Here is a 24972-nt window from a genome sequence, read left to right on the forward strand (position 1 = left end):
CGACAGTTTTCCCGAACATGTTCGCGATCCTTGCCTCAATCGCCCGCGACATCTGACTTACCGGCCTCCCCGTCCCACCTCTCCGGCACGTGGGCACAGAGGGGGTCACTCGCCAGCGGGTCGCCGGTCGCGGCGTAGGCGCGGGACCGGCTCCCGCCACAGACGTGTCGGTACTCGCAGGCGCCGCATTTCCCCGTGAGTCGGTCCCGGTCACGGAGGGCCTCGAACAGGTCGGCGTTGCGGTACACGTCGACGATGTCGTCGGTCCGAACGTCGCCGGCGGCCTTCGGGAGAAATCCCGACGGGTAGATGTCGCCGGTGTGGCTCACGAAGGCGAACCCGTCCCCGGCGATGATGCCGGCGCGGCGTTTCGCCCCCGGGGGCTGGTCGTCTGTCGGCTGCTCGCGCGCTTCTAGGCCGACCCGCCGGTAGTGCGGGGCCTCGGTCGTCTTGATGCCGAAGGGAACGTCCGCCCGGATATCGTGGAGCCACGTCATCACGTCCTCGGTCCGTTGGGGCGAGACCGGGTCGAGTATCCGCCCGCGGCCGACGGGGACGAGGAAGAAGACGCTCCAGAGGACGGCCCCGAGGTCCGCGACCAGTTCGGCGATGGCCGGCAGCTCGTCGACGGTCCCCGCACAGACTGTCGTGTTGATCTGGAGCGGGAGCCCCGCCCGCGTGGCCGCTCGGGCCGCCCGCAACGTCTCCTCGAAGCTCCCACGCTCGCCCCGGAACGCGTCGTGTGCGTCGGCCGTCGCCCCGTCGAGGCTCACGGCCATCCGCTTGAGCCCGGCCGCCGACAGCGCCTCGATGCTGTCGGCGGTCAGCGCGCTCGTCCCGCTCGGGGTCAGCGTCATCGTGAGCCCGATGTCGGTGCCGTACTCGACGAGTTCGACGAGGTCCGGCCGCTGCATCGGGTCCCCGCCCGAGAGCACGACGAGCTGGTTCTCGGAGAACTCCCGGACGTCGTCGAGCAGCGCCTTCCCCTCGGCCGTCGAGAGCTCGTCCGGGTGACGCCCCGGTTTGGCGTCGGCCCGGCAGTGTTCACACGCCAGTTCGCAGGCCTGTGTGACCTCCCAGATGAGGACCATCGGCCGCTCTCCCGTGTCCGTCGGCGGTCGCATAGGCGAGGGTACCCCCCTCACGGACATATCGGTGCCACGCTGTTCCCGTTCGGTGGGAACCAGCCCGAAGATGTTCGCACTGAGTTACTGGGACCGCCGGCGGCTACCACCCAGTGTGAGATATCCGACTGTCACGGCGGGGTCCGGACGGCCACGCCGTTGCCGGAGGGTGGTGTAGTATGGGCGCCGTTCCCGGCAGCATCGACACGGACACCGACCTCCCGACGACGGTCCCGTTGCGCCACTTCATCGCCGGACTGGGCTCTCTCGCCGCCGGCGCGCTCGTCGGTCTCGGCGCGATCGCCGGCGTCGTCCCCGGCTTTGACTCGCTCACCCACGTCCATCTCTTGCTCGTCGGCTGGGTCTGTGTGACGATCATGGGCGCGATGACGCAGTTCGTCCCGGTGTGGTCGGGCACGTCGCTGCACTCACAGCGGTTGGCGTCGGCCCAGTTAGGGCTCGTCCTCGCCGGCCTGAGCGGCTTCGTCGTCGCGCTCGCCGCCGGCGCGATGGCGTGGCTGGCCCCCTTCGGCGCCCTGATGGTCGCCGGGTTCTGGGTGTTCGCCTACAATATCCTTCGCACGCTCGCGACTCTCGACGAGTACGACGTGACCGAACGACACTTCGGCTACGCCCTCGGCTTTTTCTGCCTGCTCACGCTCTTTGGACTCGTTCTCGCCGTCGATTTCGCCTCCCCGGTCACGGCGTCGCTGCCGGTCAACCACGCGAATCTCAGACAGGCACACGCGACGCTGGCTGTCTTCGGCGCGGTGCTTACCACTATCTACGGTGCTCTTTACCAGCTGGGGACGATGTTCACACAGACCGAGCTCCACGGCGTCGACCACTCACTGCAGTCGGTCGAAGCCCTGGGCCACCCGGTCGGTGTCGTTCTGCTGGCCGGCGGTCGGCTCGTGGGCTCGGCCTTCCTCGCGCGAGTCGGAGCCCTGCTCGTCGTGGCGGCCGCGCTCGCGATGAGCGCCGTCCTCGGGCGGCGGCTGTACGAGATGCAGGTCGACTGGGAGCCGATGCACACCCGCTACGCCGTCGTCGCCGTCGCGCTCGCGGCGTGGGCCCTGTCATCTCTCCCGGCGTGGATAGCGGCCCCGACGGCCGGGGCCAATCTGTTCGGTGCCAGCGGCTCGGGCCATCTGCTCGCACTCGGGGTCGTCGGTACGGTGCTCGTCGGGACGCTGTATCACGTCGTCCCGTTTATCGTCTGGGTCGACCGGTACAGCGACCGCCTCGGGTTCGAGGCGGTGCCGATGATAGACGACCTCTACGACGACCGGCTCGCCGCCGCCGACGGGACCCTCTGGGTCTGTGGCGCCGTCTGTCTCGTCGGCGCGGCGTGGGCCGGACTGTCGCCGCTCGTCGCCGGGGCCGGCGGAGCCATGGTGACCCTGAGTGTCGCCGCCTTCGCGGCGAACATGCTGCTGGTCGTCCACGAGCACGGCCCGGACCCGATAGACCGGGTCCTCCTGGGCTCGCTCAGCCCGCGACCGGCGTCAACCCCCGAAGACGACGCCCAGCGCTCGGATGTATAAACCGCCGGTAGAACATCTTCGCGTGTCCTTCTCGGGGGTTGAGAACTGTCTCGCTCCCCTATGGCATCGTGGCACAAACACACAGCTGTCGACGGAGTCCGCTCCGTGGTGACTACACTATGTCAACGATACCAGAACAAACTCGGCGGCGTGTCCTACAGGCGCTCGGTGCTGGAACCGTCCTGCTTGCCGGCTGCAGCAGCTCCGGCTCGGAGACCCAGCAACAAGCGACCTCGACGCCACAGACGCCCAGCCAGAACGGTGCACAGAGTACCGACGTCGACCGTGTCGCCGCGGACCCGACCGATATCCCGGCTCCCATCGACCGGAACACGTCGGAGACCATCGAGGTCGAGATGACGACCCACGAGCAGGTCGCCGAAATCGAGCCCGGTGTCACCTACGAGTACATGACCTTCGACGGGCAGATTCCGGGGTCGATGATTCGCGTCCGCCGCGGCGACACGGTAGAGCTGACCATCACGAACGACGAGAGCAACGCGATGCCCCACAACATCGACCTCCACGCCGTGCGAGGGCCCGGCGGTGGGGCCGAAGACTCCACGGTCGCACCCGGCGAGACGGCGACCTTCCGGTTCGAGGCGACCTACCCCGGCGCGTTCATCTACCACTGTGCCGTCCCCAACATGGACTACCACATCTCCTCGGGGATGTTCGGGATGATTCTCGTCGAACCCAGGGACGGGCTGCCCGAGGTAGACCACGAGTTCTACTTCGGCCAGCAAGAGCTGTACACGACCGGCGACACCGGCGAGGAGGGCCATCACGACTTCGACATGGACGCGATGGCCGCCGAGGAGCCGACCTACGTCCTCATCAACGGGGAGCGAGCGGCTATCACGCCCAACAACTACGGGTCACCGAGCATCGACGTCGGGGAAGACGCCCGGGTCTACTTCGTCACCGGGGGCCCGAACCTAGACTCTAGCTTCCACCCCATCGGCTCGGTCTGGGACAAGGTGTACCCACAGGGGGCCATCGCGAGCGACCCCCACCGGTTCGTCCAGACGACGCCGGTCCAGCCGGGGTCGTGTGCGATCACCACGCTCCACGCCGAGGTGCCCGGAAACATCAAACTGGTCGACCACGCGCTCTCGCGGGTCGCCCGGAAAGGCGCCCTGGCGGTCATCTCCCGCGAGGGCGAGGAAAACACCGACGTCTACGACCCCGACCCGGCCTGAGAACCCGGTCCACCCCGCGGATTCGTTCTCGGTGCCGTCTTCACCGCCGTAGGACGGACCCGCGGCCTCGCCGTGTCCGACCATGAGCAGGGCCCGGACGACGGATTCGTCAGTCACGACACCGAGCGAACGGCCGGCCGGTTACCAGGCCTCGAGGAAGGCGAGCAGGTCGACGCCGATGATAAAGAGAACGACCAGCAGCGGGACAGCGATAATGACTTTGAGGAACCAGGGGAACGAGTCATCGGCGTCGGAGTCTCCCATACGTGTCCGTTCCTGCCACAGCAGCCTGAACGTTTCGCTGTTCCGATGGGTCCATCCGGTGGCTGTACCGCTCAGGCAGGCCGACCGTGTGGGCACCCCCTGCCGTGTCGACGCTGGACTCGCGTTCGAACGCCGAACAGACGGAGTGAACAGTTCGAATTCGAGATGGTTTACTGAAGTACTAGTTAATTTATATAGAGCCGGCACCGTCTCCGCGGTGTGCTATCGGAAAGTGACGCCCCGACGGTGGGGTCACTGACGTGGCTCTCAGTATATACAGGCCGGCAACAGTTTTGAGGTGGTTCTTCCACCGAAATCCGGGAGAGCTGTCCGATAGTGGCAGTCTCGTTTTAGAAATTGTAGTTTGGGACTTCGTCCCGTTGTGGTCCACGACAGCGGCCAGCCGGAGCGGCTGAACGCTGACGTGAACCGGTGTATCGTCGGTCTAGCCTGTTCCCGTATTTGGCGGTGACTGGCTGCAGCTCGGCTTTCGGTCTCCCATCGAGCGGGCCTTCGAGAACGTCTACCCCCACAACTATCAAAATGAGAGATTATTTCTAACGCTGGTAGTTCTGCCACACCCGTCCGAACACTGGCTACACTGTTCGTGTGTTTGCCCGCGCCGGAACATACAGGCCAGTCGGAACTCCAAGCGGCGCGGGTTCGGTTCCGGGTATCTCACGACTCTTCGCCGAAGACACGCACGCGGACTGTCTCAGCGACACTGGTCAGGTGTGCCTGCCCGAAGATCGCGACGACGAGCGCCCCGAGCGAGTTGTACATCGAGTCCCGGACGGTGTCGTCGAGGCCGTGCTGGGCCAGGGGCATCGTCAGGCCCGTCAGGTCATCGAGGATATCGAGCGCGAACTCGAACAGTTCCCAGATGACGCCAAAGGAGAGGACGAAGATGAAGATGTAGACGAAGAAGAACCGCCTCGGGATGTGTATCTCGTCGCTGTGGAGGTCGAGGGCGCGGGCGGCGGTGTATCCCACTGCTGCGGCGACCGAGGCCGACATCGCGTGTGTGAGGTGGTCCCACCAGTCTATCTGGCCGTAGAGACCCGCTGAGCCGGCCGTGTGGAGAAATACCGCCGTCGTAATCCACAGGCCCAGCCACGGGTCTATCGGCAGCTGGTAGTTCCGTTCGAGCACGGCGGGGAGAAACGTGATCAGAAGGCCCATCCCGCCGTTGGTTATCGCCTTCGGTCGACCGGCGACGAACCCATAGCAGACGAGCCCGAGCAGTAGCAGTTGCATCCCGCGTGTCAGTCGGCGCTGGGTCCGCATCGACGGACGGGGCAGGAGCCTCATCGTTTCACCCGCTGTCGGATTGCCCGCCAGAGCTGGCGGTCACGCCGCTTGAAATAGCCGTCAAACAGCAGGCCCGCAGCGATGCCGGCGAGCGTGACGTAGAGCCACTCCATCATGAGTGTCTCATTGTCGACGAGATACGCGGTCCCGAGCATCCGGTCCGCGTTCCACCGAAACACGGTCCAGGCGGCGACCGCTGCCATCGTCGTCAGCACGACTAACACGACAGCGAACCAGTGTGTGACCGAAAGCGTCGTGAACATGTGTAGCTCCACGATGACCAGCAGGGCCAGCGCGGCGAGTGCGAGATACGTGGCGAACGTCCCGACCGTCCCGCCCAGCAGTCCCCGAACCAGTATCGGGAGCGTCGCGAGGACGAGCAGTTCCCAGGGAAGCATCACCTGCCACTCGCGAAACGCGAGCGGGGGGATGAGGACGATAAGTCCCACGAATCCGACGAACAGCGTCCACTGGTAATCGAGGTCGAGCCCGCTCTCGACGAAGACAACACCGAGCACGCCGACCAGCAGCCACGAGAGGAGCGCGTTCGTCCGGCTGTCCCGGAAGAGTCGTTCAAGCGTGTTGTCGGGTGATTCACGGCTGGCACTCATTGAATCCAACAGAGTCTACCACCCCATAAACCCGGCGACGTGTTTATACCCGGGCCCGGCCACTGTTCGTACTGTATGATGCTGCCGACGCACGCGGTCGTGGGCCTGGCGCTTGCGACACCACTCGCCGTCATCGCACCCGAGTTTGCCACGGCGGTGCTAACAGGCGGGTTAGTCGGCGGCATCCTGCCGGATCTGGACCTCTATGCCGGGCACAGGCGGTCGTTGCACTACCCGACCGGGTACACGCTTGTGGCCGTCGCGGTGGGTCTCGTCGCGGCGCTTTACCAGACGCAACTGCTTGCCGCGCTCGCGTTCCTGTTTGTCGGGGCGGCGGCCCACTGCCGGATGGACCGATACGGCGGCGGCCTCGAACTTCGCCCGTGGGAGGGGACATCCGAGAAAGCCGTTTACGACCACGTCCGGGGGCGGTGGCGAACACCGAAGCGGTGGATACCGTACGACGGATCACCCGGGGACATCGTTTTGCTGGGGGCCGTCGCCGTCCCCCTGGCGCTGGTTTTGGACAGCCCGTTCCGGTGGGTTCCCCCGGTGGCGCTTATAGCCGGTTGCACGTACGGGCTGCTCCGGCGGCGATTAGCGGACCTCGCACCGGCTGTCTTCGAACGCGTCCCGGACTCGGTGTCGTCCTACGTCCCGGCGCGCTACAGACAGTGAAACGTGGCCTCTGGGCATCCCGCCGGCGGGGCCACTGTGGTACGTCGGTTTACACATGTACGTCTGTTAACTAGACGGGTCCACACGGCGGTCGCGTCCGCAGATCCGGTCCACGGACGGCCCACGATAGGCGCCGCTCGGAGGGGGCAACACCATATTTATATTCCAGCGAACTTGACACTCGATAATGGTAACATCACAACAAAAAACGGGGTCAGCACACTTCGACGTAGAAAATATCGGGGGGATCGACTCGACCAGTCTCTCGCTCCCGCCGGGCGTCACTGTGCTCACCGGGGAAAACGCGACAAACAGGACGTCGTTTCTGCAGTCCATCATGGCGGGCCTGGGCAGTCGGCAAGCGACTCTCAAGGGCGATGCCGATGAGGGGAGCGTCGAGCTATCGATAGCGGGACAGACGTATCGGCGGACGTTACAGCGCACGGGCGATAGCGTTCAGTTCGAGGGCGAGCAGTATCTGGACGAGCCGGCGGTCGCGGATCTCTTTGCGTTCCTGCTTGAGAACAACGAGGCACGACAGGCCGTCGCACGCGTCGAAGACCTCCGTGAGCTGATTATGCGCCCAGTCGACACGGAGCAGATACGCAGCGACATTGACGAGCTCGAACGGCAAAAAGACGAACTGGACGAGAAGATAGCCGACATCGAGCGCGAGCGCGAGAAGCTTGCGGAACTGGAGGCAGAAAAGTCACAGCTGCGCGACGAGATATCCGAGAAACGGGACGAGCTGGCGGCACAAGAGGAACAGATCGACGACAAAAGCAGGGACCTCGAGGAGAGCAAGGACGAAAAGGAAGCGCTCGAATCCAAGTTAGATGAGCTTCGGGAGGTGCGGTCGGAACTCGAAACCGTCAGGGGACAGCTAGAGAAACAGAAGGAGAGCCTGTCGTCGTCGAAACGAGAGCGGGCAGAGCTGCACGACGAGCTAGACGAGATAGCAACGGCGCCGACGGACGAGTCACAGGAGCTCGAAGCCGAGATCCAGGAGCTCAGGGAGCGGCGAAAGCGACTCAGCTCCGAGGCCTCGGACCTACAGAACCTCATCCAGTACAACGAAGAGCAACTCGAACAGAACAGCGCCGAGCTTCTGCGGTCGGCCGACGGCAGTCGGGACGACAGTTCGGTTACCGGTCGGCTACTCGAGACGGACTCGGAGGGGACCGTATGCTGGACGTGTGGCTCGGACGTACAACGGAGCCAGATAGAGGAGACGATAGAGCGACTACAGGAGGTACACAGCCGGAAAATGGACGAGCTCAACGAGGTCAAGAGCCGACTGGAGCCCCTGAAGTCCACACTGCGTGAGAACGAACGCCTCCAGGACCGACGTGACGAGATAGCGCGTCGAATCGAGCGTCTCGAATCGGAGATCGAACGCCGCGAGGGGGAGATCGCGTCGCTGACCGAACGGCGAACGGAGCTGACGGAGCGAGTCGAAACACTGGAAGCCGCCGTCGAGGAGATGGAGTCGGACGATTTCGAGGCGGTGCTCTCGCTCCACCGAGAAGCGAACCAACTGGAGTTCGAGATAGACCGGCTGGAGTCCGAGAAGGCGGATATCGAACAGCGCATCGAAGCGATCGAACAGTCGGTGAGCGACCTCGAATCGCTAAAGCGGGAACGGGACGAAGTGGCGAACGAACTGACCGACCTGCGGACCAAGATAGACCAGTTCGAGACGGAAGCGGTGGCGTCGATCAACGAACACATGGAAGCGATACTAGATATATTAGATTATGATAACATCGAGCGAATATGGATCGAGCGACGGGAACAGACGGTGCGGGAGGGCCGCCGCAAAGTCGACCGGACCCGGTTCGACCTGCATATCGTCCGCACGACCGATAACGGCACGGGCTACGAGGACACGATCGACCACCTGAGCGAGAGCGAGCGGGAGGTTACCGGTCTGATATTTGCCCTGTCGGGGTACCTCGTACACGACCTACACGAGACGGTGCCGTTCATGCTGCTGGACTCGCTGGAGGCGATCGACTCGAACCGGATCGCGGCGCTCGTCGACTATTTCTCGGAGTACGTCGAGTTCCTGGTCGTGGCGCTGTTGGAGGAGGACGCACAGGCGCTGGACAGCGAATACAACCGAATACGGGACATCTGAGCGATATCATCGATGACTGCTTCTACCGACGGAAAACCGTCAAACAAGGTGGCAGAGCTGATAGAGACGTACGACCTCGACGGACTCGGCGGCGAACTGAAGGCGTACTGGACGGGGGAGGGCGTCGAACGGATGAGCCTGCGGGACTTGGCGGCGTATTTCAACAAGAAACTGCTCGAAGCCAAGATGGAAGCGGCGGGGATGAGCGTGCTAAACAACGATATCGACAGGATGTATCGGAATCTGACGAGTGACAGTGTCAGCGGCGGTGTGCGGACAGACAGCGAGAACAAACTGTCCGAGAACGGCATCGACCCGGCGCAACTCACACAGGAGTTCGTCTCACACCCGACCCTGCGGACGTACCTCAAGGAGTATCAGGACGCCGAGTACGAGACGATCTCGGACGAGGGGAAAATCGACAAAGACACACAGATGATAGACCGACTTCTGACCCGGGCCCAGTCCGTGGCGACGGACCGGATCGAGAAGTTGATCTCGACGGACCGGATTTCACCTTCGAGTTTCGAGGTTTTCGTCGATATGAACGTACTCTGTAAGGACTGTGGGACCCAGTATTCGATCGGCGAATATCTGGAACGCGGTGGCTGTAGCTGTCCGCGCGAGTGACGGGATGTGTCCGCCCGGGGCGTGCTCGCCGCCGACTCAGGTAGGCCGGTGGCGCTGTTGCCGAGCCCGCCGGGCACACGAAAAACACAGTGGCAGGCCGTTCCGGTGGGCCCGTCCGCGAACTGGGCCCGGAAACGCACAAGCTGTCGTTATCGTCGGCGCCGGTCACCGGCGACGGTCGGCCGTTCAGTAGTTCCCGGTCGAGACGATTGGCGGGGCGTCGTGGGGACCGTATGGCGCGTCGTCGAGGTACTCCCCGGCCGGCTCGAAGTAATCGGCCAGAGACGCTGCGGCCTCCTTCCGGAGCACCGTCGCCGGGTTCTCCCCCTGGAGATACTCCAGGGCCTGTCCGGCCGCGTTCAGGTTGTACTCGGCGGCCTTCTCCCGCCGAGCCGCGTACAGTTCGACCTCGTCGCGGGCGACAGCGTCGTTCTGGGCGTAGTACGCCGTGGCGACTGCGGAGGCGGCCTCGTCGGCGTCGGCGACGCCGGAGTTCATCCCACGAGCGCCAAACGGCGCCAGCAGGTGTGCGGCTTCGCCGGCGAGGAGTACCCGCCTGTTGTCGTCGATAAACGTGTCGGCCATGACCTGCAGGAACTTGTAACTGGACACCCAGTGGACCCCGTCGACGTACTCCTCGCCCATCACCGCGGCGACGAACTCGCGCATCTTCTCGTCGGTGACCAGCTCCTCCGGGTCGTCGTCTTCGAGGCACTGGATGTCGAGGCGCCAGCCGCCGGTAAACGGGACGAGCATTACGTTCCGGCCGCCGACTTCCGGGGCGTCGTAGTGGAACAACCGTTCGAGGGGCCACTGTTTGTCCTCGTCTTCTATTTCCTCGACGTCGGCGATGATGAACGAGTTCTCGGACTGGTCGCCCTCGAACTCGGCACCGATCTCCTTTCGGACCGTCGACCCGCCGCCGTCGGCGCCGACGAGATAGGGGGTCTCCCACTCGCGGCCGTCGGACGTCTCGACGTGGACGCCGTCTGCGCTGGACTCGACTGACTCGACAGCGCAGTCCCAGTGGATTTCGATGCCGGCCTCGTCGAGAGCCTCGTGCATGAACTCCTCGGTGCGGACCTGTGGGACGCTGGTGAAATGCGGGAACTTCCCGTCGCCGCCGGGGTTGTCGTACGTCCGCTTGAACACTTCCTTGCCCCGCCAGCAGGTCCGTCGGGTCGGCCACACGAGCCCCTCCTCGACGAGGTTCTCACCGAGGCCCGGATGGACCCGTTCGAGTGTGTGAAGTGTGGTCCCGTGGACGTAGATGGCTCGGCTGCCGGCCCGGTCCCGGTCTTCGGACTCCGCTTCGAGGATCGTTACGGGCACACCGCGTGCCTGCAGTGCGAGCGCCGTCGTCATCCCGACCGGCCCCGCACCAGCGATCAACACTGGTTGCTCTGTATCAGTCGTACTCATCGTGTTCACATGTCCCTTACGACAGTACCTTCATAATTATTGTGGTTAAGACCCGAATTGCCGCCGCTAAACCTCTCTAAAACGGATATTCGCGCCGCTGCTCGACGGGGTGCGAGCACCACCAGCGTCGTCCTTACAGATCGAGCTGTGTCTCGACCCAGTGGTCGCGGGCGGCAAACACCATCTCCTCTTCGTCTGCGAAGGCTGTCGTCTCAGCGACGAAGCTGTCCCAGCTGCCGTCGGGCACCAGTTCGAGAGTCTCGGCCGAGTCCGCCTCCGACGGGCTGGCCGCGACCATCTCGTCGAAGGTCTCGAAGTCGGTGTTTGTCTGCATGAACGCCGTGTCGAAGATCTCCTCGATCGGGATCTCCTCGTTTTCGCCGACGATCTCGCGCGGGTCCGGAAGGTCTTCGGCTTCGGCAGCCGCTTCTGTCAGGTTGCTTGCTCGAACCATACGCCATGTCTCGACTGATACTACCTAAACTTTTCTGATAGTTGGCTTCACGATTCGGCGGGAGCGCCGGAAACCCGGAGGCGACATCGGAGTCGGTGCGAAAAGCGAGCGTGGAGACGCGCCCTGGTCGGTCCGGAGCTTACCGCGACGTTTCGGCGAGAACGGACGCGGCGTACGCCCCGCGTTCGGGACTGTCAAACGTGGCGACGCCGAGGTCCTCCATCCGTTCCCGGTCGTCGGCCAGGGCCGCGTCCGGTCCGGCGACGGTGAAGACGACTGGTTTGTCGATGTCGGCGGTGAGCCGTTCGAGCTCCTCGACGGGATACCCCAGCGAGTGCTCGAATATCTCGTAGACGAGGACGATATCGACGTTGTCGTCGCGGCCCACAGCGTCGATGACGTCACCGAACTCCGGCATCGGCCGGCCCGTGTCGACGGGGTTCCGGTCGTAGGTGAACCCAAGCAGGATGTCGTCGAGACGCTCCCGGGTTTCCTCGGTCAGTTCGGGGAAGTTCACGCCGCGTTCGTCGAGATAGTCGGCCATCATGATTCCCGGTCCGGCCTGTGCGGTGACGAGTCCGACGTTCGGGCCGTCGGCCTGCGGACACTGTGCCAGGACACGGCCCCCGTCCAGGAGCTCGGTCATCGAGTCCGCCATGACGGCGCCCGCGTCCGTGAGCGCTCGCTCGTAGCGCTCGTACTCCTGTATCGGTGCCGCCGTGTGGGCCTGGACGAACTCCTCCATCTCGTTGCCCGACTTGAGCGCGACGACGGGCGTGTTCGCCTCGTCGACCGCGTCGATAGTGGCGTCTATCTCCTCGGTCCCCTCGATGTGGAGCGCCATGGCGTCGACTTCCGGGTCGTCGTCGAGCATCGGAACGACGTCGTCGAAGTCCGTGTTCACGCGGTTCCCGAGGCCGTACATCCCGGCGGTCCCGTACCCCTCGCGGTCCAGCTGGAACGTGGCTGTCACCCCGACCCCCCCGCTCTGGGCCGCTACTGCGACATCGCCGGACTCGATCTCGTCAAAGCCGGGCACGAAGGAACTGAACAGGTCCCTATGCGGGATGATGTGTCCGGCCGTGTTCGGTCCGAGGATGGAAATGTCGTACTCGTCGGCGAGCGACCGGATCTCGTCCTGCAGCTCTTTTCCACGCTCGCCGGCTTCGGCGAACCCACCGGCGAAGACGACGGCGGCGCCGACGCCGGCCTCGCCACACTCCTCGATGACGTCCGGGGTCGCCGGGCCGGGCACACAGCAGAGCGCGAGGTCGGCGTCGGTGTCACCGACAGAATCGACGAAGTCGTAGCCGTACACTGACCCCTCCCCCGACGGGTTGACAGGGTATACGGGGCCGTCGAACTCCTTTGCGTTCGCCATCGCGTCGTTGCCGAGCTTCCCCGCTGTTTCCGACGCGCCGATGACAGCGATGCTGTCCGGATCGAACAAGTCTGTGAGACTCATACACTCACTTTCCCCGATGATTGAATATAATTTTCGACTGTTAGCTATCGGTCGGCGAGGCGGGACCGCCCGGCGGTCGCCGACGGCGTTCACGTCGGTTTTTTATCCGCTCGTCGCATCTGCGTACGCATGCAGTTCTACGAGGACGTCTCGGTCGGTGATACGCAACACTCGGACGGGTATCGCATCTCCAAGGCCGAAATAGTCGAGTTCGGCGAAAAGTACGACCCACAGCCGTTCCATACGGACGAGAACGCAGCCCAGGACACCGTCTTCGGCGGACTGGTCGCTTCGGGGTGGCAGACGGCCGCCATCTGCATGCGTCTTCACGTCCAGAACAGCGAAGACACGGCGACACAGGCCGGCCTCGGAATCGACGACCTCCGGTGGCACCGACCGCTTCGACCCGGTGACGAGCTACGGCTGCGCACCGAGATACTCGACAAACGCGCCTCCGAAAGCGACCCGAGTCGGGGCATCGTGACGACTGGCCACGAGGGGCTGAATCAGGACGACGACACGGTTATCTCGTACGAGGCGACCGCGCTGGTCCAGCGGCGAGCGGACGGCAGCGAGTGAGGGGGATGTAACAACCCCGATATGCGATGTTTTATCATGTGGTGGGGAAAAACCTCCGGGACATGTCCACACCTCACCCGGACGACGTGACACTAGCACCCGACGTGCCGGACGAATACGGGGAAACCGAACGCCTGCGCGCTGAGCGTGACCACTGGCGGAGTCTCTTCGACCAGATGGCCGCGCTGTTCCCCGAGCCGGTCATCGTCGTCGACGACGACGGGCGCCTGACACACTGGAACGACGAGCAAGCGGCGTTCATCGGGACTCCCGCCGAGGACGCGCTGGGTCGTCCGGCACACGAGGTCGTGGGGACCGAAGACGTGACCGAGACGCTCGCGGAAGAGGTGGTTCGGACGGGTGAGGCCATCAGGGAGACGAGTGTCAGGACGGGCTCTTACGACGACGGCACCGACTGGCACGTCCGCGCGACCGGGGTCCCGCTGGTGTCCCCCGAGGGGGAGATAGCCGGCTGTTTCGAGTACGTCAGTCGGGTCACTGACCTTGTCGAACAGCGCGAGTCGATGCAGGCGGTACAGGAGCGGGTCCAGAAAGACATCGACGCGTCCGTCGGCGACCTCGAGTCCGCGGCCACGCAGGTGACCGAGAACGCGGAGGAGATAGCGGATATCGCGGAGGCAGAGGCCGACAACATCGAAAGTGTAGACGGGGAGATACAGACGCTGAGCGCGACGACCGAGGAAGTCGCGTCGAGCGTCGAGACCATCAGCACGCAGAGCGACGCGACTGAGACGCTGGCCGAAGACTCCGAGGCCGCCACGCAGGAGTTGCTGGAGACGGTAGAGACCGTCACGGAAGCGAGCGAACAGATGGCGACCGATGCGACAGAGCTGGCCGACCAGATAGCCGAGATAGACGATGTGGTGGCGACTATCGACGACCTGGCCGAACAGATCAACATGCTCGCGCTGAACGCCTCCATCGAAGCGGCTCGTGCCGGTGAGGCCGGCGAGGGGTTCGCGGTCGTCGCGGACGAGGTCAAGAGTCTAGCGGCCGAATCCCAGGTAGAGGCCGACCGAATCGAAGGGATGATAGACGCAATCTCGGCGATAGCGACCGAGACCGTCACCAGCGTCGAAGAGACGGCCCAGAAGGTCGCGGACATCGAGACGGAGATACGAGCGGTGAACGAGAACCAACGGCAGATACAGGACGCGATTACGGACATCTCGACGCAGCTAGACCAGATAGCCGACGCGACCGACGACCAGGCGACCAGTGCCGAGGAGATTACGGCCACGCTTGACAGAACCGTCGAAGGCGTCAAGGGGGTCGCGGACGAAGTGTCCGAACTCGCCACGGCGAACCAGCGACAGACCGCACAGATACGACAGATTCGCGAGAGCGTCGAAGCCCTGGACCGGAACCTCGAAAAGGCGGTCGACCGGAGCTAACCGTTACGTCTCCGAGCTGCCACAGACCAGTACCGGGCGATTGGTTCCAAGAATCACGTCCTGTGTGACGCTCCCGAACAGCGCTTTGCCCGCCGGACTCCGCTTTCGGCCACCGACACATACCTGATCGACGTCGTGCTCCTTGGCGTGTTTGAGTATCTCCTCTGCCGGGTCGCCGCTGGATTCGAGGAGGTCGACGGTGACGCCCGCGGCTTCGAGCCGCTTTTTCGTCTCCCTTACCGCTTCCACCTGGTGGACAGAGGCCCCCTCCGGGTTGTCGTCGAAGACGTGGAGGATAAACGCCTCCGCGCCGTCCGCCGTCTCGACCATATCCTCGATAGCAGTTATCTGTGCCTCTGCCTGTGATAAATTGTCGTCAAGCGCCAACAGCAGTCGTACCATAAAATTACGTTCGTCCCAGGTATTCTTATAACTACTGTCTGTTCTCACCGTTTTGCGCTTCCGGCACCTGTTAACTGTCTAGAGCCTGTAATAGTTCGCATGGACGAGGGGAACGAACTAGCCTGTGACGGCTGGGACAGCAGCGAGTGCGAGGGGACCCCGTACTGCCCCCCGCGCTGTCCGCGCTTTACCGACCGCGAGTCGGCTACGAGAATCGTCCGGCCCCACCAACACATCGACATGGATTCGTTGGTCGAGATGTATCTCGACCTCGACCCCGGGGACCGGACGATGGGGTTGCCGCCGGCCACCGAAGATGGGCTTCGGCAGTGGCTCGGTCGGTTTACCGACGACGGGTGGAGCCTCGTCGCCAAAGCGGACGACACAGTCGTGGGTCACACGGGCGTGACGCCGGAGGACGCGGCGGCACCACATCTCGTCGTCTTCGTCGCCGACGCGGCACAGAGCCGCGGTATCGGGTCGGAACTGATACGGCAGCTCGTCGCATACGCGGCCGACCGCGGACACGAAGCGCTGACGCTGACCGTGGAGGCCCGCAACGACGCCGCCGTCACGGTGTACGGTAACATTGGGTTCGATATCATCGAACGGCTCAGCGGTGAGCTCAAGATGCAACTCTCACTGGACGACCCGGTCGCGGATCAGGTCCGCCTGCCGCCGGCGGAGCAGGACCGTTGAGCGTGCTGATGGCGCCGACTCAACGACTATCTGTTCGACTCTGTCGAACGAACTGTCAATACTTGCGAGTCAGGTTTTAGTCACTGCGCAGTCCTCAGGTGTGTATGGAACGAGCGTTCGACGGCGTGGCACCAAGAATCGCGGGCGAGGCGTTCATCTCGGAGATGGCCTATGCGATAGGCGACGTCGAAGTCGGTTCGCGGTCGAGCATCTGGCCGTTCGTCTGCCTGCGCGGCGACGGCGGGGCGGTCACAGTCGGGGAGGAGACCAACGTCCAAGAGTTCACGATGTTACACGGCGCGACGCTGGGTGACGAGGTGACAGTCGGCCACGGTGCCGTCGTCGACTACGCCGACATCCACGATCACACACTGGTCGGGATGGGCAGTGCCGTCATGGGCGGTGCGACTGTCGAGTCGAACTGTATCGTGGCCGCAAACGCCGTCGTGCGGCAGGGACAGCGGATTCCAGCGGGCCATATGGCCTACGGTGTCCCCGCCGAGACACGCCCGCTCACTGACGAACAGGTGGCACAGATCGGCGAGACACACCGGAACTACGTCGAGCTGGCGGCCGAGTACCGTGGGACACCGGCCGACGCGCAAACCGGTGCGGACGGGCGAGTGGATTAACAGGCGTACACTTGTTAATTAGCGACGTTCGGCTGGGTGTGGTGGAGGGCAGTACTTTAACACATGTACACCTGTTAATTCTTGGCGAAGGAGGGCGATACGTGTTGTTCGATACTGTCGAACAACGGGCTGGTAATCACCGCGCAGTCGACAGGCGACTCAGCAATGCTTAATTATGAGGTATACGTTGCTCGTAGTATGAAACAGCCCTCGAAAACCGGGAAGGGAATCAAGTCGGACGAGACGCTGTTCGCTCTCATCGAAACACTCCGGGAGCTCGACGGGGCGGGCGTGACCGAACTGGCGGACCGTCTCGGTGTCGCGAAAAGTACCGTCCACGGCCACCTGACCAGCATGCGTGAGCACGGCTTCGTGGTGAAACGCGGGGCGGAGTACCACCTCGGGCTGGGCTTTTTCGACTATGGCCAGTACGTCAGGGGGGAGCTGAACATCTTCCGCTCAGGGATGGAAGCGGTCGACGAACTGGAGCGTGCGACCGGCGAGATGGTGTGGCTCATCACCCACGAGAACGGGCGAGCGATGTACATCTACGGTCGCGGCGGACAGAACGACATCGACATCAACACCATTCTCGGGAAGCGGTCGTACATGCACTGTAACTCCGGCGGGAAAGCCATCCTCGCGCACCTGCCCGAGCGGCGGATAAACAAAATTGTCGACGAACACGGGCTGCCATCCCAGACCGAGAACACGATCACGTCCCGCGACGCGCTGTTCGACGAACTTGAACAGATCCGAGAACAGGGGTACGCGCTGAATCTCAGTGAAGACCTCAGGGGCATCCACGCCATCGGCGTCCCGCTTACGTTCGAGGGGGAGATACAGGGGGCGCTGAGCATCGCCGGGCCTGCCCACAGACTCTCACAGGAACGCTGTGAGGGGGAGGTCTTCGACCAGTTGCAGGCCGCGACCGACGAGATCGAGCTGAACCTGGCCTATCGCTGAGAGCGGGGTCAACCGGCTCACCGCCGTCCACCCGGCACAGTCGCGCCCGCAGAGCCCGAAAAACAGCGCGCCGACAAACACGTAGCTAAGCCCCATCTGTACCCTGACAGCCGTACCCGGCGACAGGGACAGCGTCGCCACGGCACAGCCGGCGGCTGCGATGGCCGCGGCGACAGCGAGCGGGGGGAGAACCCGGGCCCCGACAGCACCCAGGACGACCAGCGCCGTGACCGTGAAGCTGCCGACAGCGGCCCGCTGTGTGCCTGTCGGGCCCGCGATGACGGGTATCGTGCGTTTCCCGATGGTGCGGTCGAACGCGGCATCGAGCCGGTCGATACCTATCTTTATGCCGGCCAACAGCAACGCGACGCTCGCCGCGGCCGCGACGACGTCGGCCGGTAGCGTCCCGGTCTGTGTGGCGACCCCTCCGGCGAGTGTGGTCGCGATGCCGACCGGGTAATCGACGGTCACCGGGACGGGATGCCGATCGAGATACGGGGCGTGTAACAGCGCGAGACAGAGCAGTACGACGAGCGACCCCGTAGCGAGCGCGTTCGCAGTCACGGCAAGCGAGGCCGCAAGGAGGAGTACGACGGCGGCCCCAGCTGCCGTCGCCCGCTGGTACGTGGTCACCGAAAGCAGCGGCCGTTCCTCACCGCGGACGTGGCCGTCGACGAGCCCGTCACGCAGGTGGGCAACGAACAGCGCTGCCCCGGCCGCTACCGCGTGCTGGGTTAGGAGCCACCCGTCCACGCTCGGCGCAAGCAGCGCCCCGCAGACCGATATCGCGACGACCGGCAGCATGAACACGGGCCGGACGTGTGCAGCCAGCCCGGCGAGGCGTCCACCCATAGGCCAGCTACTGTACAGACCGACTTAAGCGACGCCGTCCGGTTACGCCGGGGTAACCAGAACTATTAATAGTGCAGTAAGTTTGGTAGGCGATAGCAGAACTACCATGGAACTCAGAGAGGCTTTCGCCCGGACAGTCCGGTGTTATCCGGATAAGACGGCCGTAATCACGGATTCCGGGCGGTCATACACCTACGAGACCCTCGATGAGCGGAGCACGCGCCTGGCGAACGCACTCCATCACAGGATCGGTGATGGGCGTTGCGCCGTGCTGGCGCTGAACGGCCTCCCGGCCATCGAATCGATGCTCGCCAACAACAAGCGTGGTGTCGGCACCGCGCAGCTATCTACCCGCGCCCCCGTCAAGGAACTTGAGCGAATGGTCGAGACGGCCTCGGCGCGTGCGCTCCTCTTCGACGACGCCAACGCCGAGACGGCCCTGGAACTGGTAGACAGGACCGGGGTCGAAGTCGCGGTACACGCCGGCGAGCGGGATATCGACCACGACCGCGTGGAGTCATACGAGACTGTCGTCGCCGACGCCGACTCCAGTCCGGTCTCGCCGGCCGGCAACGAGTGTGGTGTCCTCTATACGAGCGGCACGACCAGCATGCCCAAGGCGGTCTCGTTCGACCAGGAGCAACTCTGGTACGGGGCTATCCAGGTCGTGATGGAACACGGCATCGACGAGACGGACACGGCGCTGTGTACGACACCGTGGTATCACATGGTGACCACCGACGCCTGGCTGTACCCGCACCTGGTCGCCGGCGCGACGATCGTCCTCCACACGACGTTTGACCCCACGGAGGCCCTGGAGCTAATCGAGGCCCACGACGTGAGCGGTCTGCTCGCCGTTCCGACGCAACTCAAGGCACTCATCCCCGTACAGCGCGAACGGGGGTTCGACGTGGACACGCTGGAGTACATCAGGACGGGCGGCTCCATCGTCACGGAGGACCTCGTCGCGGACGCGACCGAACACCTGACCGACCAGGTCTACAACACCTACGGGATGACAGAGGCCGGACCTGACCTCACGTTCGCCCACCCGAGCGTCCAGGAGGACCACCCCGGGACCATCGGCAAAGAGTCGTTCTCGTGGGAGATCCGGGTCGTCGAGACGGCACCGCTCGACGAGCATCCGGACCCGGAGGCGACAGTCGACGCCGGCGAGCGCGGCGAGATAATCGCCCGGGGCCCGGGGATGTCCGACGGGTACATCGACAACCCCGAAGCGGAGTCAAAGACCTACTTCGACGGCTGGCTCCGCACGCGAGACGTGGCGACCGTCGACGAGGACGACTACCTCTACATCGTCGACAGGGTGGACAACATGATCGTAAGCGGCGGTGAGAACGTCTACCCCGCCGAGGTGGAGGAAACGCTCGAGAACCACCCCGAGGTCGAGGAGGTCTGTGTCTTCGGCCTCGACGACGAGCAGTGGGGACAGGTCGTCACCGCCGTCGTCGTCACCGACAGCGACCTCACGGCCGAACAGCTCGACGAGTACTGCCTCGAAACGGAGTCGCTGGCGGACTTCAAACGCCCCCGCGAGTACGCTGTGACCAGCGACCCGCTCGCACGGAGCGACACCGGGACCGTCGTTCGGAGCCGCCTCGTCGAGAAGCACTTCCCGGACCGATAGCGCACACTGCCGGCCGGCAAACTGACGGAATTTGTCGCCTCAGGGGGGCTCTACGAACGTCTAGCCGGCAGTATCAGAACAGCAGCGCGAACAGCCCTATCTGGACCGGGACCAGCAGGAGAAGCGTCGCGAGCGAGCAGAGGCTCGCCATCTTCGTCAGTTCCATCGAGTCGACGACATCAAGGCCCAGAATAGCCACCAGTACCGCCGACTGATACGGGAAGAAGTAGGCGTTCAGCGCAACGGCCTCGATCATCGCCACGGGGACGAGCGGGATGCCGGCGCTGGTGGCAAACGACACGAGCACCGGCGTCAGCACGCTGGCGACGGCAAGCCCCTCCATCACGAGCGTCAGCGCCAGTGACGCCACGACGACGACGCCGAGTACCAGCGGGAGAGAGGGGTCCGCCGGGAGCGTCGACAGCAGTCGGTTCGCGGCCAGGTCGGTAAACGCCGTCTGTCGCAGCCCCTCGGCGATGGCGAAGATCGCCCCGAGGAAGAAGAGAATAGAGAAGTCGGCCTCGCCAACCGCGTCGGGCCCGACCACGCCGACCGTCGGGGCAAACGCCAACAGCGCCACGACGATGGCCCCGAACAGCGGGTGGAGGCCGTGGACGAAGTCCGTCGCCCAGATTGCGACGCCAAGCAGCAGGAAGGCAAGCATCCGGCGCTCTCGCGCCGTCGTCGAGAGGGGCTCGTCCCGGTCCGGAGTGTGTACGCTGTCCCGGTCGCGCGGGCGGTACAGGAAGTACGCGATGCCCACGATGAGGGCGACGCGGCCGATGCCCATCACGGGGCCGAGCCACAGCGTCCACTCCGTCCACGTGATCGTCGGACCGCCGCTGGACTCGACGAGACCGGTGACGATGATGTTAGCGAGCGAGCCGGTGAGAACGCCCGAAGACCCGTAGAACGTCGCAAACAGCGGACCGAGGAAGATGCCGACTTTCGCCCGCCGCTCCTCGAACAGGTCCCCAAGCGACTGCAGAATCGGCGCGAGGATGAGGACCCGAACGAGCGACGACGGGACCAGCACCGCCAGCGCGAGACTCCCAAACGAGAGGGCCACCAGCAGATACCGGTAGGCCGCGACGGCGTCGGTCGCCACGGCCGCCGGCATCCGGTGTAAGGCGAGTCGCTCGATGAGGTCCGCGAGGCCGCTTTGCCGGGCGGCCTCGCCGATGAGGATACCCACGACGACCAGCCACGTCGCCGGCGACTGGAACCCCGTCAACGCGAGGTCGGCAGAAAATGTGACGCCGATGAGGCCGATACCGACCAGCGCGGTGAACCACGGCTTGACCGGCGCGCCCACCCACAGCGCGATACAGAAGAGCGCGATGGCGAGCATCCGGGCCGCACCGGTGGCAAGCGGCGCGAACCGGAGGACGGCCCCGGCTGCGAGTACCCCGACCGGCACGGAGAGCCACGACGGGTCGACATCGCGGATGACGGCTGCAGGACTTGCAGTTTCGTCCGACATTCTGGATACCAGACGACACACTGTCAAAGAGTATCAGCGTATCGGTCCCGAAAGACGCTGTCGGGCCGACTCCGTCGAGAAGGCGCCGTCTCCTCAGTCGCCGGTGACCGCGTTCGAGAGGTCCTTGTTTGCGTGTTCGCCCAGGTACGCCTCGATGACGTCGTTGTCGTTCTGTATCTCGTCGGGCGTCCCCTCGGCGATGAGACGGCCGTTGTTCAGTACCATGACCCGCTCGCTGACGCTCATCAGCGCGCGCATCACGTGGTCGATGAGGAAGACGGTCTTGCCCTCGTCTTTGATGTCGCCGATGAGGTCGACGATGTCCTCGGTTTCCTCGGGGTCGAGGCCGCCGGCGACCTCGTCGAAGAGGACGAGTTCCGGGTCGGTGGCCAGCACGCGAGCGATCTCGAGGCGTTTGAGCTGGCCGACGCTCAGTTCACCGGGGTCGCTGTACTGGATGTCCGCGAGGTCGACGAACTCGAGCATCTCCCTTGCGCGCTCGCGGACGTCGTCGAACTCCCGTCCGCCAAATTCCGCGCCGACGGCGACGTTCTCAAGCAGCGTCATGCTCTCGAACGGCCGGACGATCTGGTGTGTCTTCGCGAGGCCGCGGTGACAGATCTCGTGTGGGGCCTCGCCGGTTATCTCCTCGTCGTCGAAGAATACGCGTCCCTCCGTCGGTTCGTGGACGCCGGTGATAGTCCGAAACAGCGTCGACTTGCCGGCCCCGTTCGGTCCGATGAGTCCGATGGCCTCCCCGCGTTCGACCGAAAACGACACGTCGTCGATGGCCACTACGCCGCCGAACTTTTTGGTCAGGTTCTGCCCTTCGAGTAGCGTCATTGGGAAGTGATACCTTATCCACTCAAATAAACCTGCCCCTGTCACATCGTGACGGGGAAAACGCTTTGGCCCAGTTGTGTCAAAGAGTGGCTGTGACACTCAAGCAGATGTTCGATCCGTCGGCCGTAGCCGTCGTCGGCGCCTCGGCGACCGAGGGGAAGATAGGCTACGAGGCGATGGCGAACGCGACGCAGTTCGACAGACCAGTGTATCCAGTCAACCCGTCCGGCGAAGGGACGCTGTTCGGAGAGGCCTTCGTCCCGTCAGTGGGCGATATCGACGACGACGTCGACCTCGCGCTCTGTTGTGTCCCCGGCCCGGCGACCCCGGACGTCATCGAGGAGTGTGGCGAGGCCGGCATCGGGGCGGCGGTGATCTACGCCGGCGGCTTCGCGGAGGCGGGCGAGGACGGCGAGCGGCTCCAGCGGGCGGTGGTCGAGGCAGCCGAGGAGTACGGTATCTCGGTGCTCGGGCCGAACACGAGCGGCTTCGTCGTCCCCCGAACGAACCTCCTGTGTTCGTTCGCCAGCGGGGCCGAGAAGCTCCCGGCGGGGAACACCGCCGTCGTCGCCCAAAGCGGCGGCGTCGCACACGCGCTTGCCTTCCAGTCCCGCAGGCAGGGACGCGGGGTCTCCGCCATGGTCGGCCTCGGAAACCGCGCGAACGTCGGGTTCACCGAGCTCATCGAACACTTCGACGGCGACGAGGGGACCGACGCCATCGTGCTCCACGTCGAGGGGACGGACGACGGACGCGCCTTACTGGAGGCCTGTCGCGAAAGCGAGACGCCCGTCATCGCCTACAAGGTCGGGCAGTCGGACGTCGGTGACTTCGCGGAGTCACACACCGGCGCGCTCACCGGCGACCACGAGCTGTACATCGCCGGGTTCGCGCAGTACGGTGTCCCCACCGTGGACGCGACGGACGACTTACTCGACGCCGCCGCGGCGCTCGGTGGCTCGCCCGAACCGGACGGCCCGAACGTCGGCGTCGTCACCGCGCAGGCGGGCCCGGGTATCATCATCACCGACCGCATCCAGCGTGGCGGCGGCCAGCTCCCCGAGCTCACCGCCGAGACACGGAGCCGGGTCGACGAGCTCCTCCCGGGCGTCACCTACACCGGCAACCCGGTCGACACCGGTCGTCCGATGCCGGCCTTTGGCGATGTCGTCACGGCCGTCGCCGAGGACGACAACACCGACATCGTGCTGGTCTATGAGCTGTTCGAGCAGGCGATGGGCTTTCCCGTCGACGCGCTCGACGGCCTCGCCGAGCGTGTCGACAAGCCAGTCCTGTTTGCCACCGACGGCATCGAGGAGGACATGGCCGAGGATATGGCGGCGCTGGCAGACGCTGGCGTCCCGGTGTTCGAGACGCCGGAGCGGGCGGGCGACGCCGCGGCGGTCCTCGCTCGCTACGCCGAGTTGCAGGGCCACACCGAGGGTCTGGAGGGGGTCGCCCATGACTGACGGTCCCATCGCGGCCGCACGCGCCGACGGGCGACGCACGCTGACCGAAGCCGAGGGAAAGCGGCTGCTCGCGGACGCGGGGCTGGACACGCCGCCGTTTGCGGTGTGTGCGACCGCGGCGGAGGCCGTCGAGGCCGGCGCGGACATCGGCTATCCCGTCGTCGTGAAAGTCTCCTCGCCGTCGGTCACCCACAAGAGCGAGTGGGCCGACGGCGCGGGAGTCGCTGTCGGCATGGAGTCGGCCGACGACGTGCGTGCCGCAGCCGAGCGCATCTTCGACGCGGCCACCGAGCGGGACATCGACGCGGACGTCCTCGTCGAGGCGGCGATGGACCTAGACGCCGGCACCGAGATACTCGTCGGCGGGTTGCGTGACCCCTCGTTCGGTCCGGTCGTGGTCACGGGGCTGGGCGGCGTGTTCTCGGAGGTGTTCGCGGATACGAGCCATCGGATCGCGCCTGTCACCCGCGCCGAGGCGCGGGCGGCCATCGCGGAACTGCAGGTCGCGGACCTGCTGGCCGGGTATCGCGGGAGCGACGCGGCCGACCTGGACGCGCTCGCGGACGTGGTCGTGACCGTGGGCGACCTCGTGGCCGACCACCCCATCGCGGAACTCGACCTCAACCCGGTGCTTGCGTCATCAGACGGAGCCGTGGCGCTGGACGCGCTCGTCGTCCTCGAAGAGACGGAGGCGGACCGATGAGCTTCGAGCGGACGTGGACCGTGCGGTTCTCCGATTCCGACCCGTTCGGCATCGCTCACTACCCGCGTATCGTCGACGCCCTCCACGAGACGTCGGACATATTCATGGAAGAGATAGGGTTCCCGTTCTGGGAGAACGCCCTGGACCGCGGCTTCGGTCTCCCGCTCGTCGAGATGGACTTCGAGTTCCACTCGCCCGTGGAGGCCGGCGACGAGGTGACAATCGCGCTGACGCCGGTGGTGGGCGACAGGAGCGTCCGGTTCGAGTACACCGCGACGTGTGACGGGACGGTCGCCTTCGAGGGATACGAGCAGCGGGTGTGTGCCGAACACGGCGGCGGCGGCGCGATCGAGGTACCGGACGACCTGCGTGATGCGTTAGCTGCATACACCGAGGGATGACTGGCACGGTTGAAACTGTGCTTTCGGGGTAG

Annotated in this window: 25 protein-coding genes; 14 read left to right on the top strand and 11 right to left on the bottom strand. The window is 64.8% G+C overall.

The annotated features are described in order from the left end of the window. Positions 1–35: 35 nt before the first annotated feature. Positions 36–1151: a radical SAM protein gene (locus VJ162_RS11295; protein ID WP_407066856.1), complete on the bottom strand. Its 1116-nt coding sequence runs from the start codon at positions 1149–1151 to the stop codon at positions 36–38. 152 nt (positions 1152–1303) lie between these two features. Here VJ162_RS11295 and VJ162_RS11300 point away from each other — a divergent pair, with 152 nt between their 5' ends. Both VJ162_RS11300 and nirK read left to right on the top strand, forming a co-directional pair. Next, positions 1304–2671, top strand: coding sequence for a hypothetical protein (locus tag VJ162_RS11300; protein ID WP_324664369.1), 1368 nt, complete (start codon positions 1304–1306; stop codon positions 2669–2671). Positions 2672–2790: 119 nt separating this feature from the next. Then, entirely contained in the window at positions 2791–3873 is a 1083-nt protein-coding gene (gene nirK / locus VJ162_RS11305; protein ID WP_324664370.1) for a copper-containing nitrite reductase, read from the top strand. A gap of 141 nt (positions 3874–4014) precedes the next feature. On the opposite strand, the gene VJ162_RS11310 is transcribed toward nirK, so the two are convergent. The 3 genes from VJ162_RS11310 to VJ162_RS11320 all read right to left on the bottom strand — a co-directional run bounded on the left by VJ162_RS11310 (position 4015) and on the right by VJ162_RS11320 (position 6059). Further along, on the bottom strand, positions 4015–4137 hold the full coding sequence (locus VJ162_RS11310) for a hypothetical protein (RefSeq protein ID WP_324664372.1): 123 nt from the start codon (positions 4135–4137) through the stop codon (positions 4015–4017). A 678-nt stretch (positions 4138–4815) separates the two neighbouring features. After that, positions 4816–5424, bottom strand: coding sequence for a hypothetical protein (locus VJ162_RS11315; RefSeq protein WP_324664705.1), 609 nt, complete (start codon positions 5422–5424; stop codon positions 4816–4818). Positions 5425–5444: 20 nt separating this feature from the next. Then, a complete protein-coding gene (locus tag VJ162_RS11320; protein ID WP_324664373.1) occupies positions 5445–6059 on the bottom strand; it encodes a hypothetical protein in 615 nt (204 codons plus the stop codon). A 75-nt stretch (positions 6060–6134) separates the two neighbouring features. On the opposite strand from VJ162_RS11320, the gene VJ162_RS11325 reads away from it, so the two are divergent. The 3 genes from VJ162_RS11325 to rdfA all read left to right on the top strand — a co-directional run bounded on the left by VJ162_RS11325 (position 6135) and on the right by rdfA (position 9507). Continuing rightward, a complete protein-coding gene (locus tag VJ162_RS11325; protein WP_324664374.1) occupies positions 6135–6737 on the top strand; it encodes a metal-dependent hydrolase in 603 nt (200 codons plus the stop codon). Between the two features lie 187 nt (positions 6738–6924). After that, positions 6925–8877, top strand: coding sequence for an archaea-specific SMC-related protein (locus tag VJ162_RS11330; RefSeq protein WP_324664375.1), 1953 nt, complete (start codon positions 6925–6927; stop codon positions 8875–8877). A gap of 48 nt (positions 8878–8925) precedes the next feature. Then, positions 8926–9507 carry a rod-determining factor RdfA gene (gene rdfA, locus VJ162_RS11335; protein ID WP_324664376.1) on the top strand — a complete coding sequence of 194 codons (582 nt, stop codon included), beginning with the start codon at positions 8926–8928 and terminating at the stop codon, positions 9505–9507. 186 nt (positions 9508–9693) lie between these two features. On the opposite strand, the gene VJ162_RS11340 is transcribed toward rdfA, so the two are convergent. The 3 genes from VJ162_RS11340 to VJ162_RS11350 all read right to left on the bottom strand — a co-directional run bounded on the left by VJ162_RS11340 (position 9694) and on the right by VJ162_RS11350 (position 12848). Continuing rightward, on the bottom strand, positions 9694–10929 hold the full coding sequence (locus VJ162_RS11340; RefSeq protein ID WP_324664377.1) for an FAD-dependent monooxygenase: 1236 nt from the start codon (positions 10927–10929) through the stop codon (positions 9694–9696). A 133-nt stretch (positions 10930–11062) separates the two neighbouring features. Then, positions 11063–11383, bottom strand: a complete 321-nt coding sequence (locus tag VJ162_RS11345) for a hypothetical protein (protein ID WP_324664378.1) — start codon at positions 11381–11383, stop codon at positions 11063–11065. A 139-nt stretch (positions 11384–11522) separates the two neighbouring features. After that, entirely contained in the window at positions 11523–12848 is a 1326-nt protein-coding gene (locus VJ162_RS11350; protein WP_324664379.1) for a CoA-binding protein, read from the bottom strand. A 129-nt stretch (positions 12849–12977) separates the two neighbouring features. Between VJ162_RS11350 and VJ162_RS11355 the strand changes: the two genes are divergently transcribed. Both VJ162_RS11355 and VJ162_RS11360 read left to right on the top strand, forming a co-directional pair. Beyond that, positions 12978–13427, top strand: coding sequence for a MaoC family dehydratase (locus tag VJ162_RS11355; protein ID WP_324664380.1), 450 nt, complete (start codon positions 12978–12980; stop codon positions 13425–13427). Between the two features lie 62 nt (positions 13428–13489). Next, positions 13490–14842 carry a methyl-accepting chemotaxis protein gene (locus VJ162_RS11360; protein WP_324664381.1) on the top strand — a complete coding sequence of 451 codons (1353 nt, stop codon included), beginning with the start codon at positions 13490–13492 and terminating at the stop codon, positions 14840–14842. A 3-nt stretch (positions 14843–14845) separates the two neighbouring features. Here VJ162_RS11360 and VJ162_RS11365 read toward each other — a convergent pair whose 3' ends face one another. Next, on the bottom strand, positions 14846–15244 hold the full coding sequence (locus tag VJ162_RS11365; RefSeq protein WP_324664383.1) for a universal stress protein: 399 nt from the start codon (positions 15242–15244) through the stop codon (positions 14846–14848). A gap of 99 nt (positions 15245–15343) precedes the next feature. On the opposite strand from VJ162_RS11365, the gene VJ162_RS11370 reads away from it, so the two are divergent. The 3 genes from VJ162_RS11370 (at position 15344) to VJ162_RS11380 (ending at position 17541) form a co-directional block, all read left to right on the top strand. Then, positions 15344–15943, top strand: coding sequence for a GNAT family N-acetyltransferase (locus VJ162_RS11370; RefSeq protein WP_324664384.1), 600 nt, complete (start codon positions 15344–15346; stop codon positions 15941–15943). A 104-nt stretch (positions 15944–16047) separates the two neighbouring features. Then, positions 16048–16575, top strand: coding sequence for a gamma carbonic anhydrase family protein (locus tag VJ162_RS11375; RefSeq protein ID WP_324664385.1), 528 nt, complete (start codon positions 16048–16050; stop codon positions 16573–16575). 198 nt (positions 16576–16773) lie between these two features. Beyond that, a complete protein-coding gene (locus VJ162_RS11380; RefSeq protein ID WP_324664386.1) occupies positions 16774–17541 on the top strand; it encodes an IclR family transcriptional regulator in 768 nt (255 codons plus the stop codon). On the opposite strand, the gene VJ162_RS11385 is transcribed toward VJ162_RS11380, so the two are convergent. Then, positions 17458–18393, bottom strand: coding sequence for a UbiA family prenyltransferase (locus VJ162_RS11385; protein WP_324664387.1), 936 nt, complete (start codon positions 18391–18393; stop codon positions 17458–17460). The two genes, VJ162_RS11380 and VJ162_RS11385, sit on opposite strands and share 84 nt — an antisense overlap. 106 nt (positions 18394–18499) lie before the next feature. Here VJ162_RS11385 and VJ162_RS11390 point away from each other — a divergent pair, with 106 nt between their 5' ends. Beyond that, positions 18500–20041 (top strand): class I adenylate-forming enzyme family protein, encoded by a 1542-nt coding sequence (locus VJ162_RS11390; protein WP_324664388.1) that lies wholly within the window; start codon positions 18500–18502, stop codon positions 20039–20041. A gap of 73 nt (positions 20042–20114) precedes the next feature. Here the strand turns inward: VJ162_RS11390 and VJ162_RS11395 are convergent, their stop codons facing one another. Beyond that, positions 20115–21524, bottom strand: a complete 1410-nt coding sequence (locus tag VJ162_RS11395) for an SLC13 family permease (RefSeq protein ID WP_324664389.1) — start codon at positions 21522–21524, stop codon at positions 20115–20117. Positions 21525–21617: 93 nt separating this feature from the next. Further along, the gene (locus VJ162_RS11400) at positions 21618–22367 is read right to left on the bottom strand and encodes an ABC transporter ATP-binding protein (RefSeq protein WP_324664390.1); all 750 of its coding nucleotides are present in this window, start codon (positions 22365–22367) and stop codon (positions 21618–21620) included. A gap of 92 nt (positions 22368–22459) precedes the next feature. Here VJ162_RS11400 and VJ162_RS11405 point away from each other — a divergent pair, with 92 nt between their 5' ends. From VJ162_RS11405 to VJ162_RS11415, 3 genes are read left to right on the top strand one after another with little or no spacing between them, the layout of a single operon-like run. After that, complete coding sequence (locus tag VJ162_RS11405) at positions 22460–23836, top strand: CoA-binding protein (protein WP_324664391.1); 1377 nt, start codon at positions 22460–22462, stop codon at positions 23834–23836. Further along, entirely contained in the window at positions 23829–24539 is a 711-nt protein-coding gene (locus VJ162_RS11410; RefSeq protein WP_324664392.1) for an acetate--CoA ligase family protein, read from the top strand. The genes VJ162_RS11405 and VJ162_RS11410 overlap by 8 nt, the downstream gene beginning before the upstream one ends. Further along, positions 24536–24940: an acyl-CoA thioesterase gene (locus tag VJ162_RS11415; protein ID WP_324664393.1), complete on the top strand. Its 405-nt coding sequence runs from the start codon at positions 24536–24538 to the stop codon at positions 24938–24940. Before VJ162_RS11410 ends, VJ162_RS11415 begins: the two co-directional genes overlap by 4 nt. Positions 24941–24972: the final 32 nt, after the last annotated feature.

This window comes from Haloarcula sediminis, assembly GCF_035656455.1.
In the GTDB taxonomy this organism is placed as follows: domain Archaea; phylum Halobacteriota; class Halobacteria; order Halobacteriales; family Haloarculaceae; genus Haloarcula; species Haloarcula sediminis.

What these genes read in the sequence shown, in the direction of transcription:
- VJ162_RS11295 (WP_407066856.1), bottom strand. Translation starts at nt 1,151, where the DNA reads ATGTCCGTGAGGGGGGTACCCTCGCCTATGCGACCGCCGACGGACACG.
- VJ162_RS11300 (WP_324664369.1), top strand. Translation starts at nt 1,304, where the DNA reads ATGGGCGCCGTTCCCGGCAGCATCGACACGGACACCGACCTCCCGACG.
- nirK (WP_324664370.1), top strand. Translation starts at nt 2,791, where the DNA reads ATGTCAACGATACCAGAACAAACTCGGCGGCGTGTCCTACAGGCGCTC.
- VJ162_RS11310 (WP_324664372.1), bottom strand. Translation starts at nt 4,137, where the DNA reads ATGGGAGACTCCGACGCCGATGACTCGTTCCCCTGGTTCCTCAAAGTC.
- VJ162_RS11315 (WP_324664705.1), bottom strand. Translation starts at nt 5,424, where the DNA reads ATGCGGACCCAGCGCCGACTGACACGCGGGATGCAACTGCTACTGCTC.
- VJ162_RS11320 (WP_324664373.1), bottom strand. Translation starts at nt 6,059, where the DNA reads ATGAGTGCCAGCCGTGAATCACCCGACAACACGCTTGAACGACTCTTC.
- VJ162_RS11325 (WP_324664374.1), top strand. Translation starts at nt 6,135, where the DNA reads ATGATGCTGCCGACGCACGCGGTCGTGGGCCTGGCGCTTGCGACACCA.
- VJ162_RS11330 (WP_324664375.1), top strand. Translation starts at nt 6,925, where the DNA reads ATGGTAACATCACAACAAAAAACGGGGTCAGCACACTTCGACGTAGAA.
- VJ162_RS11340 (WP_324664377.1), bottom strand. Translation starts at nt 10,929, where the DNA reads ATGAGTACGACTGATACAGAGCAACCAGTGTTGATCGCTGGTGCGGGG.
- VJ162_RS11345 (WP_324664378.1), bottom strand. Translation starts at nt 11,383, where the DNA reads ATGGTTCGAGCAAGCAACCTGACAGAAGCGGCTGCCGAAGCCGAAGAC.
- VJ162_RS11350 (WP_324664379.1), bottom strand. Translation starts at nt 12,848, where the DNA reads ATGAGTCTCACAGACTTGTTCGATCCGGACAGCATCGCTGTCATCGGC.
- VJ162_RS11355 (WP_324664380.1), top strand. Translation starts at nt 12,978, where the DNA reads ATGCAGTTCTACGAGGACGTCTCGGTCGGTGATACGCAACACTCGGAC.
- VJ162_RS11360 (WP_324664381.1), top strand. Translation starts at nt 13,490, where the DNA reads ATGTCCACACCTCACCCGGACGACGTGACACTAGCACCCGACGTGCCG.
- VJ162_RS11365 (WP_324664383.1), bottom strand. Translation starts at nt 15,244, where the DNA reads ATGGTACGACTGCTGTTGGCGCTTGACGACAATTTATCACAGGCAGAG.
- VJ162_RS11370 (WP_324664384.1), top strand. Translation starts at nt 15,344, where the DNA reads ATGGACGAGGGGAACGAACTAGCCTGTGACGGCTGGGACAGCAGCGAG.
- VJ162_RS11375 (WP_324664385.1), top strand. Translation starts at nt 16,048, where the DNA reads ATGGAACGAGCGTTCGACGGCGTGGCACCAAGAATCGCGGGCGAGGCG.
- VJ162_RS11380 (WP_324664386.1), top strand. Translation starts at nt 16,774, where the DNA reads ATGAAACAGCCCTCGAAAACCGGGAAGGGAATCAAGTCGGACGAGACG.
- VJ162_RS11385 (WP_324664387.1), bottom strand. Translation starts at nt 18,393, where the DNA reads ATGGGTGGACGCCTCGCCGGGCTGGCTGCACACGTCCGGCCCGTGTTC.
- VJ162_RS11390 (WP_324664388.1), top strand. Translation starts at nt 18,500, where the DNA reads ATGGAACTCAGAGAGGCTTTCGCCCGGACAGTCCGGTGTTATCCGGAT.
- VJ162_RS11395 (WP_324664389.1), bottom strand. Translation starts at nt 21,524, where the DNA reads ATGTCGGACGAAACTGCAAGTCCTGCAGCCGTCATCCGCGATGTCGAC.
- VJ162_RS11400 (WP_324664390.1), bottom strand. Translation starts at nt 22,367, where the DNA reads ATGACGCTACTCGAAGGGCAGAACCTGACCAAAAAGTTCGGCGGCGTA.
- VJ162_RS11410 (WP_324664392.1), top strand. Translation starts at nt 23,829, where the DNA reads ATGACTGACGGTCCCATCGCGGCCGCACGCGCCGACGGGCGACGCACG.
- VJ162_RS11415 (WP_324664393.1), top strand. Translation starts at nt 24,536, where the DNA reads ATGAGCTTCGAGCGGACGTGGACCGTGCGGTTCTCCGATTCCGACCCG.